19 protein-coding genes, 1 tRNA gene and 1 pseudogene are annotated in these 16039 nt (G+C 58.0%); 14 read left to right on the top strand and 7 right to left on the bottom strand.

Translation table 11 applies throughout. The annotated features are described in order from the left end of the window. Positions 1-24 precede the first annotated feature (24 nt). The 6 genes and pseudogenes from DKB71_RS11390 (at position 25) to DKB71_RS11365 (ending at position 3359) form a co-directional block, all read left to right on the top strand. Positions 25-486: a helix-turn-helix domain-containing protein gene (locus tag DKB71_RS11390; RefSeq protein ID WP_408600416.1), complete on the top strand. Its 462-nt coding sequence runs from the start codon at positions 25-27 to the stop codon at positions 484-486. A gap of 162 nt (positions 487-648) precedes the next feature. Next, positions 649-1023 carry a DNA-binding protein gene (locus tag DKB71_RS11385; RefSeq protein WP_408600415.1) on the top strand — a complete coding sequence of 125 codons (375 nt, stop codon included), beginning with the start codon at positions 649-651 and terminating at the stop codon, positions 1021-1023. A 531-nt stretch (positions 1024-1554) separates the two neighbouring features. Next, positions 1555-1599, top strand: coding sequence for a hypothetical protein (locus DKB71_RS11380; protein WP_408601088.1), 45 nt, complete (start codon positions 1555-1557; stop codon positions 1597-1599). 140 nt (positions 1600-1739) lie between these two features. Then, positions 1740-2228, top strand: a pseudogene (locus DKB71_RS11375) (L-asparaginase); the annotation flags it as partial. Positions 2229-2374: 146 nt separating this feature from the next. Further along, the gene (locus DKB71_RS11370; RefSeq protein ID WP_274076545.1) at positions 2375-2665 is read left to right on the top strand and encodes a DUF1654 domain-containing protein; all 291 of its coding nucleotides are present in this window, start codon (positions 2375-2377) and stop codon (positions 2663-2665) included. 4 nt (positions 2666-2669) lie between these two features. Beyond that, the gene (locus DKB71_RS11365; protein ID WP_274076546.1) at positions 2670-3359 is read left to right on the top strand and encodes an endonuclease I family protein; all 690 of its coding nucleotides are present in this window, start codon (positions 2670-2672) and stop codon (positions 3357-3359) included. A 74-nt stretch (positions 3360-3433) separates the two neighbouring features. On the opposite strand, the gene DKB71_RS11360 is transcribed toward DKB71_RS11365, so the two are convergent. Further along, on the bottom strand, positions 3434-3799 hold the full coding sequence (locus DKB71_RS11360; RefSeq protein WP_274076573.1) for an SPOR domain-containing protein: 366 nt from the start codon (positions 3797-3799) through the stop codon (positions 3434-3436). Positions 3800-4050: 251 nt separating this feature from the next. Between DKB71_RS11360 and csrA the strand changes: the two genes are divergently transcribed. Beyond that, positions 4051-4242, top strand: coding sequence for a carbon storage regulator CsrA (csrA, locus tag DKB71_RS11355; RefSeq protein ID WP_008057174.1), 192 nt, complete (start codon positions 4051-4053; stop codon positions 4240-4242). 97 nt (positions 4243-4339) lie between these two features. Here the strand turns inward: csrA and DKB71_RS11350 are convergent, their stop codons facing one another. Then, positions 4340-4795: a DUF2214 family protein gene (locus DKB71_RS11350; protein WP_274076547.1), complete on the bottom strand. Its 456-nt coding sequence runs from the start codon at positions 4793-4795 to the stop codon at positions 4340-4342. A 241-nt stretch (positions 4796-5036) separates the two neighbouring features. Here DKB71_RS11350 and DKB71_RS11345 point away from each other — a divergent pair, with 241 nt between their 5' ends. Further along, entirely contained in the window at positions 5037-5789 is a 753-nt protein-coding gene (locus DKB71_RS11345) for a carbonic anhydrase (RefSeq protein ID WP_408600414.1), read from the top strand. A gap of 62 nt (positions 5790-5851) precedes the next feature. Here the strand turns inward: DKB71_RS11345 and DKB71_RS11340 are convergent, their stop codons facing one another. Beyond that, positions 5852-6046 (bottom strand): hypothetical protein, encoded by a 195-nt coding sequence (locus tag DKB71_RS11340; RefSeq protein WP_408600413.1) that lies wholly within the window; start codon positions 6044-6046, stop codon positions 5852-5854. 364 nt (positions 6047-6410) lie between these two features. Between DKB71_RS11340 and DKB71_RS11335 the strand changes: the two genes are divergently transcribed. Then, positions 6411-6695, top strand: a complete 285-nt coding sequence (locus DKB71_RS11335) for a hypothetical protein (protein ID WP_408600412.1) — start codon at positions 6411-6413, stop codon at positions 6693-6695. Positions 6696-6826: 131 nt separating this feature from the next. On the opposite strand, the gene DKB71_RS11330 is transcribed toward DKB71_RS11335, so the two are convergent. Then, positions 6827-6903, bottom strand: a tRNA-Val gene (locus tag DKB71_RS11330). A gap of 183 nt (positions 6904-7086) precedes the next feature. On the opposite strand from DKB71_RS11330, the gene DKB71_RS11325 reads away from it, so the two are divergent. Beyond that, positions 7087-8370: an NAD(P)/FAD-dependent oxidoreductase gene (locus DKB71_RS11325; protein ID WP_406591076.1), complete on the top strand. Its 1284-nt coding sequence runs from the start codon at positions 7087-7089 to the stop codon at positions 8368-8370. A gap of 53 nt (positions 8371-8423) precedes the next feature. Here DKB71_RS11325 and DKB71_RS11320 read toward each other — a convergent pair whose 3' ends face one another. Continuing rightward, a complete protein-coding gene (locus DKB71_RS11320) occupies positions 8424-8858 on the bottom strand; it encodes a DoxX family protein (RefSeq protein WP_274076551.1) in 435 nt (144 codons plus the stop codon). A gap of 103 nt (positions 8859-8961) precedes the next feature. Continuing rightward, positions 8962-10383, bottom strand: a complete 1422-nt coding sequence (locus tag DKB71_RS11315) for a transglycosylase SLT domain-containing protein (protein ID WP_408600411.1) — start codon at positions 10381-10383, stop codon at positions 8962-8964. A gap of 235 nt (positions 10384-10618) precedes the next feature. Here DKB71_RS11315 and DKB71_RS11310 point away from each other — a divergent pair, with 235 nt between their 5' ends. Continuing rightward, entirely contained in the window at positions 10619-11425 is an 807-nt protein-coding gene (locus tag DKB71_RS11310; protein WP_408600410.1) for a TatD family hydrolase, read from the top strand. Positions 11426-11469: 44 nt separating this feature from the next. Here DKB71_RS11310 and DKB71_RS11305 read toward each other — a convergent pair whose 3' ends face one another. Then, the gene (locus DKB71_RS11305; RefSeq protein WP_008057192.1) at positions 11470-12699 is read right to left on the bottom strand and encodes an acyl-CoA dehydrogenase; all 1230 of its coding nucleotides are present in this window, start codon (positions 12697-12699) and stop codon (positions 11470-11472) included. 164 nt (positions 12700-12863) lie between these two features. Here DKB71_RS11305 and DKB71_RS11300 point away from each other — a divergent pair, with 164 nt between their 5' ends. From DKB71_RS11300 to DKB71_RS11290, 3 genes are all read left to right on the top strand, one after another. Continuing rightward, positions 12864-13793, top strand: coding sequence for a LysR family transcriptional regulator (locus DKB71_RS11300; RefSeq protein WP_274076554.1), 930 nt, complete (start codon positions 12864-12866; stop codon positions 13791-13793). A gap of 206 nt (positions 13794-13999) precedes the next feature. Next, positions 14000-14398: a MerR family DNA-binding transcriptional regulator gene (locus DKB71_RS11295; RefSeq protein ID WP_274076555.1), complete on the top strand. Its 399-nt coding sequence runs from the start codon at positions 14000-14002 to the stop codon at positions 14396-14398. A 129-nt stretch (positions 14399-14527) separates the two neighbouring features. Beyond that, positions 14528-15427, top strand: coding sequence for a hydroxymethylglutaryl-CoA lyase (locus DKB71_RS11290; protein WP_408600409.1), 900 nt, complete (start codon positions 14528-14530; stop codon positions 15425-15427). Positions 15428-16039: the final 612 nt, after the last annotated feature.

Below are 16039 nucleotides of genomic sequence, written 5' to 3'. Positions count from 1 at the left end.
GTCTCATTTTGTCGGGATCGCAAAATGTCGCTGCGCGAATCTTATGCAGCAGTAGTTCAACTGCTGCGCACTCAGAAAGGTCTATCTCAGGGGGATCTCTCAGGTTCACTTACGCAAACGCACGTCAGCACCCTGGAGCTTGGAAAGAGCTCAGCGACTGTCGACATGAGTGCTCAACTCGCAGCAGCCCTTAAAGTTGAGCCAATCACCCTACTCGCACTCGCTGTTGCGTCTCATGAGAAGCGGACGGTGCGTGAGGCTCTCTTAGCCTCTCTGGCGGAGGCTGAAGATTTAGGACTAGCCGACACTCTGCTCCCTACGAGAGCGCAAGCCTTAACTCGTACAGACGTGCTGGAAGCACGGAAGAAATGGCAGGCTGTGCAAGAGTTGAAATCGCAAGGCTTCAGTCAATCTCAAGCGTCAAAGGAATTGGGCATACCTGAGAGCACGCTGCGGAGGCTTTGGCATCAGGCAGACAAGAGCTGAAGGCTGGCAAAAGAGGCCCTGGACGCTGGCTTCATGCGGCGTACATAGAAATTTGAGGGCCCACGAACACCGTTTGTCGCTCGGTGAAATCTCCAAAAAATAGTATAGGCAACTATTAGCTGACCCACTAACTCACACACTCACAGGTCAGTAGTTGGATTTTTGGGGGGCATAGCCATCGCGGTGACGCAATCCCATATCAGCCAGCTTGAAGCACTTAAGACCTCTCCGACGTTGGAGGTGAATCAGGAACTTGCCTCGGCGCTGAATTTAAACCCGGTGTCCCTTCTCACCCTGGTTCAATCCGCAGGCGAGGAAAAATTGCCTAGGGAAATCTTGCAAACGGTGCTGCTCGAACTGGATGGTTTAGCACTGTTGGACGAGCGTTTGCCTACACAACCAAAAAAATGCGTCCACCGCAGATCGATGAAGCGGAAAAAATGGGAGGCAGTCCAGGCGTTAAAAACAAAAGGCCATTCCCAAGCTGAGGTCATGAGAAAGCTCGATATTCCGAAATCAACCGTGGGGCGGTACTAGCACAAAAAATCAGAGACATAGCAGGGATGACAAGAGATGCTCACCTTTAGTGGCCGCGCACCATGGAGGCCGATATTTTGAGGTTAGCCGTAGCTCCGTTGATAATTTCCTGACGCATTTTGAGCCCCAAAAATCCTGCTGCGTACCCAAAAAATCGGCGCGTAATAGTACAGCCAACTATTAGCCGCCCCATTCACTCAGTCACTCACAGACGAGTAGTTGGATTTTTGGGGGGGTATAACCATCGGAAAAGCTGACAGAGCTAGCTGCAGTTCTGGAATTTGATTTGGTGGCGCTGCTAGCCATTTGTGTGGCTGTGCAGAATGGGGAGTCTTTCGAGGCCACGCTCAAGCGTGCGAAATCACGGCTCGACTCATTTCGGCATGAGGGCGGTGAGGAACTACTGCGTCGACAGTTTGTTGGCACAGAAATGGTCATTCGCCCTAAGGGAAACCGGGGAACACTGAGGCTGCCGAGGCTGTTAAGGGACTTAAGGCGGCTGGATTCAGTCAGGCTGAGGCGGCGGAGAGGTTGGGGCTGGCGAAGTCGACGGTGCATAGGTATTGGCATTCTTAGAATCGCATGCTGCCCACCTCCCGCGCCTCGTTCATTTTTTTTGTCAATGTTGACAACGGTTTTAGGACTGAGTCTTGATGATAAGCCCCTGAAAAGTCGAACATTTGACCAGTTGTCAACATTGGTGCGCTACAGATAATGATATCAAGACCGAGGCGTTCAAAAGCGCCTGGGGCCCGCTCGGGATGGTGGTCGAAGGAAAATCCTACTGGTTCCGCCTCCCGGCCAAGCGCCACACCATGGACTCGGAATTCGACATCAAGACCATTGAAAGCCTGCCTGACGTCGAAATTGCCTACTCCTACGGCAACGTCAGCGACACCGCCTACAAGGCCCTGGCCCAGTCGGGCGCCAAGGCCATCATCCATGCCGGCACCGGCAATGGTTCGGTGTCTTCCCGGGTCGTTCCCACCCTGCAAGCCCTGCGCAAGGACGGGGTGCAGATCATCCGCTCTTCCCACGTCAACGCCGGCGGTTTCGTCCTGCGTAACGCCGAACAGCCTGACGACAAGTATGACTGGGTGGTGGCGCATGACCTGAACCCGCAGAAAGCCCGCATCCTGGCGATGGTCGCGCTGACCAAGACCAATGACAGCAAAGAGCTGCAACGGATGTTCTGGGAATATTGATTCGCCCTCGCCCGACCGACTCCGGTCGGGCACCTCTTTGGCCACTCGCCTCGCAGCACTTGCCTGACAAAAAACTCTCATCCCCCTACACCAATCGGCAAAAACCACTGTCAGAGGATTCTCTTGAATTTTAAGCGGTTGCGAAAATGCCTACAGTTAAATACTGTATGCACGTACAGCTTAATAAGGATAATCCTGTGGACAGCACCTCCGCCTCACCAGACACCTATGTACGCATGGGCCTGCGCGTTCAGAAAATCATCAATGGCCCTACTGCTCAGAAAGCCAGGGCCGCCCTGATCTTCCGCCTTCCAGACGAGCCCGTGGACGAGTGGGAACGCCTGCTCGAAGAAATCGACGAGAACGACAACGTCACCCTCGCCTATCGCGACGACGGTGGCGTGCAGATTTTCTGGGTAGTGCCGAAGGAAGACTGAGTCGATGAGTGTCCGTTTTTTTGCCTTGCTGTTCCTGGTGTTTGCCACGGGTGCCCAGGCCGATGCGCCACGCACCTTCAGCGAAGCCAAGAAAGTCGCCTGGAAGCTGTATGCTCCGCAATCCACCGAGTTCTATTGCGGCTGCAAATACACCGGCAACAAGGTGAACCTCGCAGCCTGCGGGTATGTGCCGCGCAAAAACGCCAAGCGCGCCGCGCGCATCGAGTGGGAGCACATCGTTCCGGCCTGGCAGATCGGCCATCAGCGTCAATGCTGGCAGGAAGGAGGGCGTAAGAACTGTACGCGGTACGATCCGACCTACCAGAAGGCCGAGGCCGATCTGCACAACCTGGTGCCCAGCATCGGCGAGGTCAATGGTGACCGCAGCAACTTCAGTTTCGGCTGGCTGCCGGAGCAATCTGGGCAATACGGTTCGTGCCTGACCCAGGTCGATTTCAAGGCGAAAAAGGTCATGCCCCGCCCTTCCATCCGCGGCATGATCGCCCGGACCTATTTCTACATGAGCAAGCAATATGGTTTGCGCCTTTCGAAACAGGACCAGCAGCTGTACAAGGCCTGGGACAAGACCTACCCGGTGCAAGCCTGGGAACGCCAACGCAACCAGAGCGTGGCGTGCGTCATGGGGCGCGGTAACGAGTTTGTCGGCCCGGTGGACATGAAAGCCTGCGGCTGAATACTCGCCGAACAAAACAAAGGCCCGGGGCTGCACACCCCGGGCCTTTGTCTTTCAGCCACCCACTTCAGCCTTTACTGAACCGTCGGGCGCTCCAGCACCAGCACTTCAATGTTCCGCTTTTTCGCCTTGATCAGCGCGGCGTTCACCTGCGCCTGCTTGGCCTCGGCTTCTTCCCTGGAGCTGTACGGCCCCATCAGGATCCGGGTCTTGCCATTTTCCCTGATCACATTGGACATGAAGCTGTGTTCGATCAGCCAGCCGCTGAGATCGCTGACGGCCTGAGGTGTTTCACCCCGCACTTCGAGGTCCCACTGTGGCCCCGATACCTGCGCCGCTGTTGCCGCCGCTGCAGGCTGCGGTTTTTGCGCTTCTTCGCGCTTGCCCTCACCGCATCCCGCCAGCGCCAATACCGCGATTGCCAAGACCATTTTGCGCACAGCGTTTCCCTCTGAATGCTTAAAGCGGGGGATTTTAGCATTCATGAATACTTCGCGAGTGCCGCAAAATGGACTCAAAACAACGAGAATGATAGTGGCGGCCTCTGTATAGTTACGCCTTGGGAATTAATGCTGCATCTGCGCGTCAGAAAGAGGCACCCAAACTGTGAGACTTCGCACTAATCTATACATAACACCGACCTCTGCACTGTCCGAATCAGGTGCCCCACAAAGCAATCAAGGAGAAGACCATGCTGATACTCACCCGCAAAGTCGGTGAAAGCATAAACATTGGTGATGACATTACGATCACCATCCTGGGCGTAAGCGGCCAGCAAGTCCGGATTGGCATCAACGCGCCCAAAGACGTCGCAGTGCACCGCGAAGAGATTTATCAGCGCATTCAGGCCGGCCTCACCGCCCCGGAAAAGCCACAAACCTGAATCCTGTCGCAGTCAGTAGCCAGCCCGTACGCCCCGCAACGACGGCTGGCTAAGATGCAAGCGCAACATCGCCTGCGCTTTAACCGAACCCCCTTGATCAGCCGAAAGCGATACCGCGCGCCATGCCGGTGGCCGCCACCATCATCAGCAACATCAGCACAGCTTCGATATGACTGATTCGTGCAAACAGCGTCGCACGCCAGGTATCGATAGCAGCGCCACGCGACCGTGCAACCCGCCATTTGATCAACGCCACCATCGGCGCAATTTCCAGTAACAGGATGAGCACGAACAACGTCATCTTGAGGTGGAACAACGGCTGGTGCAGGTAGTAATCCGTGCCTTTTTCGAAACCGCCAAAGGCCCGCATGCCGCCGGTAACCAGCAGCACAACCGCAGAAATGCCCCATAGGTTGTCTGCCATCAACACACTGCGAGCCTCTCCCGTGCCGATCGCCAGGCGCCGAAAAGCCGTGCCACGCGTCAGGACAGCCCAGAATCCAAGCGCAAACGCCAAAAGATGAACCGCTGCAAGCAACCAGTGAGTCAGCATCGGGAAACTCCTGTAAGGACCAAGTCGAATCAGCCTGTCAGTAGTAGCTCATCAATCAATGGATTGCACCTGCCGGACAACCTGCATTTTGTATCAAGGCCTCACCCGCACATTCGCTGCAAGCCCCGTAAAACGTGATGTTACACACCGACTAGACTCAAACATTCCAGTGTTGAGCCCCCGCAGGTACGCTCCCCAACGGCAGTCATTCCCACCCAATTGACCTTGAGTGCACAACATCATGTGTGAATCATGTGATTCAAACGCCGCAGCAAAAACCAATGAGCGCCGTCGCTTTCTTCGCCTTGCCGGATTAGGAGCAGGCGCCCTGTTATTGGCCGGCGCCCTGCCGAGCCGAATTGTTCAAGCAGCGGAGAAAAACGCCGCGCCACCAAAGCCGAAAAACGTCATCAGCCCGGATGAGGCACTGAAAAGGCTGATGGAGGGCAACCAACGCTATGTCAGCGGAAACTCGGAAACCCACGACTTCAAGGATGAACGAGAAGCACTGGTTACCGGCCAGAACCCTTTTGTGGCGGTGCTGAGCTGCTCTGACTCGCGCATTGCACCGGAATACGCTTTCGATACCGCCCGGGGCGATCTTTTCGCCGTACGCCTGGCCGGCAACTTCGTCACGGACGAAGGCCTGGCAAGCCTTGAATACGGCGTGGCCGTGCTCGGCGCCCCGCTCATCCTGGTACTGGGCCATGAGCGCTGCGGTGCCATCGAGGCCGGCGTGAAAGCCGTCAAGGATCACACGGTGTTCCCCGGGAAGATCCCTGCACTGACGGATGCACTCAAATCCGCTATCGAGCAGGCAGGCAGTCATCCAGGTGACCTGGTTGAAAACGCGACCGTACAAAACATCAAGAACTCGATCGAGCGCCTCAAGCAAGCCACTCCCTTACTGTCTGACGCGCTCGGCAGGGGCCAGTTGAAAATAGTGGGGGGCATTTATCGCCTGGCCACGGGCAAGGTCGAGCTGATTGCCTGAATCAATCAGCTACGGTGCCACTGCGCAGATGTGAAGAGCCCAGCGCGAAGGCTGGGCTCTGGTTATTTCCTGCAGTCCATCATCTTGTCCGCGAGCGCCCTGGCCCTTTCAATCAACAGATTCTGCCGGTCTTCATGCGTGGCCCCGCCTACGACGGGTGCCGTCAGATTGCTTTCGGCAATCAACGCGGCGCAGAAATATTGATCCCACACAGCCTTTTGATCGGATGCCTGTCTGTTCACTTGGTCGGAGATCATAAACGACTCCTTCAGATGAGGTAACACTGCTTATCTTACGCCTGAGGCCCCTGTCGCGCCCGTAGCGTTACAGGATCCAGCGCAGCAGCACATGGCTGGCAATCCAGGGTGACGCCTCGACCACCGTCCACTGAAGCAAGAGGCAAATGGACAGGTAAGCCGCAAAGAACTTGATCATTGTCCGCCTCCTCATCACTCCCCCCCGCCTCGATGCAGCTATGCCCGGTTGCCTGTCTTGCTTTGATGCAATTGGCTGCTGGCAGTTCAACCCGAGACGAACTGATTTTCATTCGGCTCGCGTCAACGCCACCTTCAAATGATAATATTTCTCAGGTGAGAATGAATGGCGAGGATGCCGAAGTCAATGAGGGAACATTACGAGATCCATTTTGTGGCCAGTGGATCCAAGGAAGTCATCATCGTCGAACGCTCGAGCATGTGCGCCCTGGAGGCCTGGAAGGCCGCCCTGTTGCATCATGGAGAGTGCGCGGGGACCACGCTCAACATCCAACTCATCAAGGATGCGATTGAAAAAGCGGCAAGTCAGGGCATCAGCAACGTTCGATGGAACAAGGCCAGCCATACCATTGCCTGGAGCGAGCGAGCCAAGCTGAACAGGAATGTGGTGGGTTTGAAATACATTCAATAAGGCGGGGCTGCGCAACGCGTCGATTGGCGCTTGATTACAGGCTTTGCATAGGCTTTTTAAATCGCAAACAACAAAAAAGGGCCCACCTTTCGGTGAGCCCTTCCAGACCGCCCAGCAGAGCGGATTTTGTTTGGTAGGCGCGATTGGACTCGAACCAACGACCCCCACCATGTCAAGGTGGTGCTCTAACCAACTGAGCTACGTGCCTGCTGTGAGGCGGCATTCTACGGAATTCCGGGAGGGTGTCAACACCTTTTTTCGCGCTAACCCTATGAATATGCAAAATATTTAATTTCGCTGCGGCAAAGAAGATTTTCCGGTGGCTGGCGGCGGTTTTTCAACTCGGGTAGGATCGACGCATTCGTTAAATTTATTAAACAGAGGCTGCAGGATGGCGAACACCCCTTACCCAGAGTCCTATTACGCCGCATCGGCCAATGCGGTGCCGCCGCGTCCGTCGTTGCAGGGTGAGGTCGAGACGGATGTGTGCGTGATCGGCGCCGGTTATACCGGGTTGTCCTCGGCGCTGTTCCTGCTGGAGCACGGCTTTCGGGTGACGGTGCTGGAGGCGGCCAGGGTCGGTTTCGGTGCGTCGGGGCGCAATGGTGGGCAAATCGTCAACAGCTACAGCCGCGATATCGATGTGATCGAGCGCAGTGTCGGTCCGCGTCAGGCTCAGTTGCTGGGGCAGATGGCGTTCGAGGGCGGGCGGATCATTCGTGATCGGGTGGCCAGGTACAACATCCAGTGCGACTTGAAGGACGGCGGCGTATTTGCCGCCCTCACTGACAAGCAGATGGGTCATCTGGAAGCGCAGAAGCGTTTGTGGGAGCGTTTCGGGCATACGCAGCTGGAGTTGCTGGATCAGCGCCGCATCCGCGAGGTGGTGGCTTGCGATCAATATATCGGTGGCATGCTCGACATGAGTGGCGGGCATATCCATCCGCTCAACCTGGCGCTGGGCGAAGCGGCGGCCGTGGAGTCACTGGGCGGCACTATTCATGAGCAGTCGCCGGCGGTGCGCATCGAGCGCGGTGCCAACCCGGTCGTGCACACGCCTCAGGGCAAGGTCAGGGCCAAGTTCATCATCGTGGCGGGCAACGCCTACCTGGGTAACCTGGTGCCGGAGCTGGCGGCCAAATCGATGCCTTGCGGCACGCAGGTGATCACCACGGAGCCCTTGGGCGATGAGTTGGCGAAAAGCCTGCTGCCCCAGGACTATTGCGTCGAAGACTGCAACTACCTGCTCGACTACTACCGCCTGAGCGGCGACAAACGTCTGATTTTCGGCGGCGGCGTGGTGTATGGCGCACGGGACCCAGCGAACATCGAAGCGATCATTCGGCCGAAGATGCTCAAGGCTTTCCCACAGCTCAAGGATGTGAAGATCGACTACGCCTGGACCGGAAATTTCCTGCTGACCCTGTCGCGCCTGCCTCAGGTCGGGCGACTGGGCGACAACATCTATTACTCCCAGGGTTGCAGCGGCCACGGCGTCACCTACACGCACCTGGCGGGCAAGGTCCTGGCCGAGGCATTGCGTGGTCAGGCCGAACGTTTCGACGCTTTTGCCGACCTGCCCCACTACCCGTTCCCGGGTGGCCAACTGCTGCGTACACCCTTTGCTGCACTTGGCGCGTGGTACTACGGATTGCGCGACAGACTCGGGTTCTGATGCAACAAAAAATGCCCGTGATACGGGCATTTTTTTGTCTGTTCGAAAAGCTGTCAGCCGGCGATGGCGCGGTCCGCCGACAGTTTGCCGGCCCCTTCGATCAGCACCGCGATGCTGCCACCGAGCAACGCCAGGGCGAATTCATAGCCGTTGTTCGCCATGAACAGGCCATTGCTGATATGCACGGTAAAAATCGCCACCAGTGAAAGGAAGGTCAGGCCCAACGCCGCCGGACGTACCAGCAAGCCGATGATCAAAGCCAGGCCGCCGAAGAACTCGGTGCCGCCCGCCAGCGTCGCCATCAGGTAGCCCGGCGCCAGGCCGATGCTTTCCATGTACTGCGCGGTGCCCGCCAGGCCATAGCCACCGAATGCGCCGAAGAGTTTCTGTGCACCGTGGGCAGCGAAGATGATGCCGACGAAAATCCGCAAAACGGTCAGGCCGTAGCCAGCGCGGGTAAACAATACCTTGTTGATCAGTGTGCTCATGCTGTGACATCCCTTGAGAGTGTGTGTTGGTTGGCCGCTATATTAATCAGTAAATCTCATGTTAAAAGCGCAAAGAATCCGCCATAACAATCAGTTTATTCGATCATTTACGCAGGACAACTTTCTGCCCCTGGGGCTCCAACGACTCCCGCTCCCGATCGAACGCCAGGTAATACTTGTTCACGCTATTAACATAGCTGACAGGTCCCATTCCCACCTGCTCCATGGCGATGCGCTCGACCTGGAAAAACCACTGGTTGGGGTTCAACCCCCGTCGACGGGCCTCTGCGCGCATGCCTTGCACCCGCTCCGGGCCGATGTTGTAGGCCGCCAGCACAAAGGCCATGCGCTCGCGCTCATTGAGCTTGGGGCTGGCGAAGAACTTGCGGCGAATCATCGCCAGGTACTTGGCCCCGGCCTGCACATTGGCATCCAGTTCGTGAATGTTGCTCACACCGACACGCTGGGCCGCTGACGGCGTGATCTGCATCAGCCCGGTCGGTGCACCGCCACTGCGTGCGGCGGGTCGCAGGCCGGATTCCTTGAACGCCAGCGCCGCCAGGTTGAGCCAGTCCATGTCCTGGGCGGTTGCATGTTTTTGCAGCACCGGCCGCAGCTTTTCCAGGCGCTGGCGGTCAGCCTTGGCCAACGGATAGTGGACCTGGTAAAGACGCCTATAGATGCGCAGAAACGCTACGTCCTGGTCCGACGGCTTTTTATAGCCCGCCAGGAAACGATCGATGCTGGCCCGCAGCATCGACGCGTCGCGGCGCACGAACCAGAACTCTTCGCCTGGCTCGCTGATCAGCACCTGGCGATCGATACGCAATTTCGGCAGGATCTTGCCCCAGCGTTCGGCAATCGGCTGCTCGACAATGGTCAGATGAAAGATCCCGCCCTGGACCATTTCCAGCACGTCCTCGACCGCCAGGCTCGGGTCGACCCACTCGATCTTGACCGGCGGCAATTTATGCAGCGCCAGCTTCTGGTTGATCTGGCTGATGGCGTCACCGGCGGCGCTGCCGTTGGGCAGCGCCAGGGTTTTTCCCGACAGTTGTTCGAGACGGGTATAGCGACGTTCACCCTTGATCCCCACCAGCACCAGCGGGATGTTACTGGCGACCGGTTCACTGCTGCTGACGGCGAAGCCCGGCTGCAGGTCGAGCAACTCGCCGGGGGCTACCAGGTCGCCCTCCCCGCGCTGCAACGCACCGAGCAATTGATCCTTGGCTTTGGGAATGATCTTGAGGGTGATTTCCTGGCCATCCCGGGCGTGGCCATTGAGGTATTGCTCAAAAGCGCGCAGGCGATGGTATTCGACACCGATGGCCTGGCCCTGGACTTCGCCAGAGCTGTTACGGCTCTGGTTGACCAGCACGCGCAGCACACGACTGCTGCGGATGTCCGTGAGGTCACGGACCTTGGCGGCCGGCACGGCTTGCAGCGGCCCGGGCAGCCGCGCAACCGCCGACATCGGCAGCAACAGCGAGCAACACAGCAGTAGCAAAACCGAGGGACGAATCATCCACTCTCCGCAAAGAATTCAGTTCAACCACATGAATGATTTCATGCAATCAAGCGTCAGAAATAAAGCGCCTGAAGACGCTGGCAATGCGCGAAAGACTGGCACAATGATGGCATCGCCACCACCCAGACTTGTTCGCGACATTAAGAGACCGCCATAACCCGTTGTAGTTCTTGGCTTTTCTGATAAATCCAGAGCTCTGGTATGCTTTGCGGCCCTGGTCCGAGGTAGCACCATGCAACTCATCGATATCGGCGTCAACCTGACCAACCCCAGTTTCGCCGACAAGCACCAGGCCGTACTGGACCGCGCCTATGCCGCGGGGGTCTGCCAATTGGTGCTCACCGGCACCAATGTCGAGGGCAGCGAACAGGCGCTGGAGCTGTGCCGGCAACTGGACGAAACAGGTCAAAAGCTGTTCGCCACCGCCGGTATTCATCCCCACGCGGCCAGCGACTGGAATGCCGACAGCGCCCCTCGCCTGCGCAGCCTGCTGAGAGAACCGAACATCGTGGCTGTCGGTGAATGCGGCCTGGATTTCAATCGCGATTTTTCACCGCGTCCGCAGCAAGAGAAAGTCCTCGAAGAACACCTGGCGCTGGCGGTCGAACTGCAAATGCCGGTGTTTCTGCACGAACGCGATGCCAGCCAGCGTCTGCTGGAAATCCTGCGTGACTATCGCGATCAGCTGCCGGCCGCCGTGGTGCACTGCTTCACCGGCGAACAGAAAGCGCTGTTCAGTTACCTGGACCTGGATTTGCACATCGGCATCACCGGCTGGATTTGCGATGAGCGCCGGGGCACGCATTTGCATCCCTTGGTCAAGGAGATCCCACGCGGGCGCTTGATGCTGGAGAGCGATGCGCCATATCTGTTGCCGCGCAGCCTTCGCCCCAAACCGAAAAACGGTCGCAACGAGCCGGCGTATCTGACGGAAGTCTTGCGTGAGGTGGCCTTGCACCGCGGCGAAAGCCAGGAAGACCTGGCCGCCCACAGTACGGCTTGCGCGCGGGCGTTCTACGGGCTGCCCAGCCTGGATTGACCCGTTGAGTGAGCGCGGGCCCGGATTGGGCCCGCGCTGCCGTCTTAATGACTGCTGCGCAACATTTCCTTGGGCACGTACTTGCCGATCTCGAACTTGCCGATGGCCGCGCGGTGCACTTCATCCGGACCGTCCGCCAGGCGCAGGGTGCGCTGCATGGCATACATGTAGGCCAGCGGGAAATCGTTGGACACCCCTGCCCCGCCATGAATCTGGATCGCCCGGTCGATCACGCGCAAGGCCACGTTCGGCGCCACCACCTTGATCTGCGCGATTTCACTCTTCGCCACTTTGTTGCCGACGGTGTCCATCATGTACGCCGCCTTGAGTGTCAGCAGGCGGGCCATGTCGATCTCCATCCGCGAATCGGCGATCTTGTCGATGTTGCCGCCCAGGCGTGCCAGAGGCTTGCCGAACGCCGTACGGTTCACCGAGCGCTTGCACATCAGTTCCAGCGCACGCTCAGCCATGCCGATCGAACGCATGCAGTGGTGAATCCGCCCCGGGCCAAGACGACCTTGAGCGATTTCGAAGCCGCGTCCTTCGCCCAACAGGACGTTTTCATACGGCACCCGGACATTTTCAAACAACACTTCGGCGTGGCCGTGGGGGGCGTCGTCATAGCCGAACACGGGCAACGGACGCAGGATTTTCACCCCGGGGGTGTCCACTGGAACCAGGATCATCGAGTGTTGCGCATGGCGCGGTGCGTCGGGATTGCTCAGGCCCATGAAGATCAGGATCTTGCAGCGCGGATCGCAAGCACCGGAGGTCCACCATTTCTTGCCGTTGATCACCCACTCGTCACCGTCACGCACGGCACGGGCGGCCATGTTGGTGGCGTCGGAGGACGCCACGTCCGGTTCGGTCATGGCGAAAGCCGAGCGGATCTCGCCGCGCAGCAAGGGTTCGAGCCAGCGTTGTTTCTGTTCTTCGTTGGCGTAGCGCACCAGCACTTCCATGTTGCCGGTGTCCGGTGCCGAGCAATTGAACGGCTCGGGCCCCAGCAGCGAACGGCCCATGATTTCCGCCAGCGGCGCGTATTCGAGGTTGGTCAGGCCGGCGCCGAGTTCGGACTCAGGCAGAAACAAATTCCACAGGCCTTCTGCCTTGGCCTTGAGCTTGAGCTCTTCCATGATCGCCGTCGGCTGCCAGCGGTCGCCCTCGGCGACCTGGCGCTCGAAGACCGCTTCGGCGGGATAGACGTAGGTGTCCATGAACGCGGTCACGCGCTCACGCAGTTCTTGCACCTTGGGCGAATAAGCGAAATCCATGGCCAGCTCTACCTTTTCAACGGGTTTCAGAGGAGTTGTTCGTTCATGCAATCGATGCTAGAACAGCCATGAAAATTTACCTAGCCTATTCTCGGCGTGTATAAACATTCATCACCGATATATGATCGACTGATCGAGCCCACCTAAAACAAGAGTGCAGCGCAATGAATCTGAGCAAGGTCGACCTCAACCTTTTCATCGTCTTTGACGCGATCTACACCGAGGCCAACCTGACCCGCGCCGGGCAGATTGTCGGGATTACCCAACCTGCGGTGTCCAACGCGCTGGCCCGATTGCGCGAGACGTTCAACGACCCGCTGTTCGTACGCACCGCCCAGGGCATGGTGCCTACGCCTATGGCGCAGAACATTATCGGCCCGGTGCGCAACGCGCTTTCGTTGCTGCGCGTGTCGGTGCAGGAAAGCCGCATCTTCAATCCCTTGCAGGCGGTCAAGACCTACCGCATCAGCATGACCGACCTCACTGAAGCTGTGATCCTGCCGCCGCTGTTCCAGCGCCTGCGCCGCCTGGCGCCGACCGTGATCATCGAAAGCTTCCTGTCCAAGCGTCGCGAGACCACCAAGGAACTCGCCGCCGGCCGACTCGACTTCGCCGTCGACGCCCCACTCAACACCGACCCGCAGGTGCGCCACGTCAAGCTGATGGAAGATCGTTACGTGTGCGCCATGCGCAAGGGCCACCCGCTGGCGGGCAAGGAAAAACTCACCCTCGATGATTACCTGAGCCTGACCCACGTCCACATTTCCAGCCGTCGCAGCGGCCTGGGCTATGTTGACCTGGCCCTGGGCAAAATGGGTATCCAGCGCAAGATCGCCCTGCGCTCCCAGCATTACCTGATGGCCTCGCAGGTGTTGCAGCAGACCGATATGGTCATGACCGTGCCGGAACGCTTCGCCCGCCGCAACGACCTGCACGCCTTTTATCTGCCGGTCAACGATGTGCCGCCGGTGGAAACCCACCTTTACTGGCACGAAAGCACTGACCAGGACCCGGCGAACCGCTGGATGCGCGAGCAGATGATCGAGTTGTGCCAGCAGGTGACGGCGCAGGAGAAAAAGCTGGACACGGTGTGAGGCGTTACACCGCGTTATCGTTCTTCGCGAGCAAGCCCGCTCCCACACTTAATCTTTGCTGAACACGGTATTTGTGTTCGACGCAAATCAAAGGTGGGAGCGGGCTTGCTCGCGAAGAGATCAGCAAGAACACCCAAAACTCACGCCCCTTGACGTAAACGTCAACCTGCCATTAGCTTAGCGCATGACTTTTTGCGAGCGCGCCCATGAGCAGCCAGACCTACAGCATTTCCGACCTCGCCCGCGAGCTCGACATCACCACCCGGGCCATTCGCTTCTATGAGGAACAAGGCTTGCTCAGCCCCGAGCGGCGTGGCCAGGAACGCATCTACTCACCCCGCGACAAGGTCAGCCTCAAGCTGATCCTGCGGGGCAAGCGCATCGGCTTTTCCCTGGCCGAATGCCGCGAGCTGATCGAGCTCTACGATCCGTCCAGCGGTAACACCAAGCAACTGCACAGCATGCTGGCAAAAATCAGCGAGCGCCGGGAACAGCTGGAACAGCAGCTGCTGGACATCGAACAGATGAAACTGGAGCTTGATACCGCTGAAGAGCGCTGCGTGCAGGCGTTGGAGCAAACGCTCAAGAGCCAGGAATCTGTGTAGGAGCGAGCTTACTCGCGATGGATGTCAGGGCACCGCGTGCATTCAGACTGCCCTCGTTATCGTTGACGTCCTTCGCGAGCAAGCTCGCTCCTACAAGGGTCTATGAACAATTAGAATAGGTCGAATCCCATGTCACTCCCTACCCACGTACGCCTGGTCGAAGTCGGCCCCCGCGACGGTCTGCAAAATGAAGCCCAACCCATCAGCGTTGCCGACAAGGTGCGACTGGTCGATGCGCTGACGGCTGCGGGCCTTGGCTATATAGAAGTCGGCAGCTTCGTTTCGCCCAAGTGGGTGCCGCAGATGGCGGGCTCTGCCGATGTCTTCGCGCAGATCCAGCGCAAACCCGGCGTGACCTACGGCGCCCTCGCCCCCAACCTGCGCGGCTTTGAAGATGCCCTCGCCTGCGGGGTCAAGGAGGTCGCGGTGTTCGCCGCCGCGTCGGAAGCGTTTTCCCAGCGCAACATCAATTGCTCGATCAGCGAAAGCCTGGAGCGATTCGTTCCGATCATGGATGCCGCCAGGCAGCATGGCGTCAGTGTGCGCGGTTACGTGTCCTGCGTGCTGGGCTGCCCCTATGAAGGTCACGTCGCACCGGAACAGGTAGCGCATGTGGCCCGCGAGCTCTACGACATGGGCTGTTACGAGGTTTCACTGGGCGACACCATCGGCACCGGCACCGCAGGCGCCACGCGCAGGATGTTCGAGGTGGTGTCGGCCCAGGTGCCGCGGGACAAACTGGCCGGGCACTTCCACGACACCTATGGCCAGGCCATGGCCAACATCTATGCCAGCCTGCTGGAAGGCATCTCGGTGTTCGACAGCTCCATTGCCGGTCTTGGTGGTTGCCCTTATGCCAAGGGCGCCAGCGGTAACGTCGCCACCGAGGACGTGGTTTACCTGCTCAACGGCCTCGGGATTGAAACCGGGATCGACCTGGATGCGCTGATCCTGGCCGGCCAGCAAATCTGCGATGTACTGGGACGACCTACCGGTTCGCGCGTGGCCAAGGCGCGTAGCGCACATTGATGCGTGCGGGTGTGTCGAGGTGTTACCGCAACCACCTGAATGTGGGCGCAAGCGAGTAACACGGAAACAAAATGTAGGGTTTTCCCTGAAGCCGAAAACCCTACAAAAACTCAAGTGCTTGTTTTTAAAGGGTTTTTAAAAGTTGGCACGGCTCCTGCTATATCTATCGCATAACAAGAATAAAAAAATTGGCGACACCCCTAATAAAAACAAGACGTAACGACTCTGACATAACAAAAACAACACGGCAGAGACGCAGCTAACAGATTTTTTTGGAGAGGATGTGCTTTTCAGGGTGCTTTTCGGAGTTACCCGCAACCGGGCAGAGAATAATAAAACTACCTTCAGGTAGCTCCCGAACTGGTTGGATCGCTCAGCGAAAAAGTAGATCAGCGCTCAAAAAAATACGTTTGCTCTTGATCCCGGATGGGGATCGACAAAAACAGCGGTAAAGGGTCAACGGTCACCAAAAACAAAAACAGACCGCCCCTCAATAATAAAAAAAGAGCAGCGCAACGAAAATTAAAGGGGAGCTTCGGCTCCCCTTTGTGCTGTCTGGCGTTTGAGATTTCCACGGCCCTGTGTAGGAGCGAGCTTGCTCGCGAAGGTCGT

Origin of the sequence: Pseudomonas sp. PLMAX, assembly GCF_046042685.1 — a bacterium.
Classification (GTDB): Bacteria; Pseudomonadota; Gammaproteobacteria; order Pseudomonadales; family Pseudomonadaceae; genus Aquipseudomonas; species Aquipseudomonas putida_AE.
Note: the sequence above shows the minus strand (reverse complement) of the source record. Positions and strands in the feature narration are given on the sequence as shown.

Bases quoted from the DNA above. Each gene is read 5' to 3' on its own strand.
- DKB71_RS11390 (WP_408600416.1), top strand. From the start codon at position 25: ATGTCGCTGCGCGAATCTTATGCAGCAGTAGTTCAACTGCTGCGCACT.
- DKB71_RS11370 (WP_274076545.1), top strand. From the start codon at position 2,375: ATGCCTACAGTTAAATACTGTATGCACGTACAGCTTAATAAGGATAAT.
- DKB71_RS11365 (WP_274076546.1), top strand. From the start codon at position 2,670: ATGAGTGTCCGTTTTTTTGCCTTGCTGTTCCTGGTGTTTGCCACGGGT.
- csrA (WP_008057174.1), top strand. From the start codon at position 4,051: ATGCTGATACTCACCCGCAAAGTCGGTGAAAGCATAAACATTGGTGAT.
- DKB71_RS11350 (WP_274076547.1), bottom strand. From the start codon at position 4,795: ATGCTGACTCACTGGTTGCTTGCAGCGGTTCATCTTTTGGCGTTTGCG.
- DKB71_RS11345 (WP_408600414.1), top strand. From the start codon at position 5,037: ATGTGTGAATCATGTGATTCAAACGCCGCAGCAAAAACCAATGAGCGC.
- DKB71_RS11340 (WP_408600413.1), bottom strand. From the start codon at position 6,046: ATGATCTCCGACCAAGTGAACAGACAGGCATCCGATCAAAAGGCTGTG.
- DKB71_RS11335 (WP_408600412.1), top strand. From the start codon at position 6,411: ATGAGGGAACATTACGAGATCCATTTTGTGGCCAGTGGATCCAAGGAA.
- DKB71_RS11325 (WP_406591076.1), top strand. From the start codon at position 7,087: ATGGCGAACACCCCTTACCCAGAGTCCTATTACGCCGCATCGGCCAAT.
- DKB71_RS11320 (WP_274076551.1), bottom strand. From the start codon at position 8,858: ATGAGCACACTGATCAACAAGGTATTGTTTACCCGCGCTGGCTACGGC.
- DKB71_RS11315 (WP_408600411.1), bottom strand. From the start codon at position 10,383: ATGATTCGTCCCTCGGTTTTGCTACTGCTGTGTTGCTCGCTGTTGCTG.
- DKB71_RS11310 (WP_408600410.1), top strand. From the start codon at position 10,619: ATGCAACTCATCGATATCGGCGTCAACCTGACCAACCCCAGTTTCGCC.
- DKB71_RS11305 (WP_008057192.1), bottom strand. From the start codon at position 12,699: ATGGATTTCGCTTATTCGCCCAAGGTGCAAGAACTGCGTGAGCGCGTG.
- DKB71_RS11300 (WP_274076554.1), top strand. From the start codon at position 12,864: ATGAATCTGAGCAAGGTCGACCTCAACCTTTTCATCGTCTTTGACGCG.
- DKB71_RS11295 (WP_274076555.1), top strand. From the start codon at position 14,000: ATGAGCAGCCAGACCTACAGCATTTCCGACCTCGCCCGCGAGCTCGAC.
- DKB71_RS11290 (WP_408600409.1), top strand. From the start codon at position 14,528: ATGTCACTCCCTACCCACGTACGCCTGGTCGAAGTCGGCCCCCGCGAC.